The organism is Pseudarthrobacter sp. TAF60_1 (assembly GCF_052113505.1).
In the GTDB taxonomy this organism is placed as follows: Bacteria; Actinomycetota; Actinomycetes; order Actinomycetales; family Micrococcaceae; genus Arthrobacter.
On the sequence record NZ_JBFRDI010000070.1, the window covers coordinates 1 to 356 of the forward strand.

Here is a 356-nt window from a genome sequence, read left to right on the forward strand (position 1 = left end):
CTGGATGAGATCCCGGGCATCGGCCCCGTTGCCGCCGCCGTTATTCTCGCCGAGATCGGGGTCGACATGTCCCGGTTCCCGACCGCGGGGCACCTGTGTTCCTGGGCAAAGTTCTCCCCGGGCATCAGCTCCTCAGCCGGAAAGACGAAAGGCAACGGCTCCACCGGACACGGCAACCGCTACCTCGCCCGGGTCGGCAGAACAGATACCTTCCTGGGCGAACGCCACCGAAGGATCGCCCGACGGCGGGGCAAGAAACGCGCCATCGTCGCCGTCGGACGTTCCATCCTCATCATCATCTGGCACCTGCTCCAAGACCCGGACGCCCGGTTCCGAGACCTAGGCGCGGACCACTT

At 66.0% G+C, this 356-nt stretch carries 1 protein-coding gene; it reads left to right on the plus strand.

Going from position 1 to position 356, the window contains the following annotated elements; genetic code table 11:
• A partial coding sequence (locus AB4Y73_RS20515; protein ID WP_441874528.1) for a transposase occupies nt 1-356 on the plus strand: 356 nt, incomplete at both ends.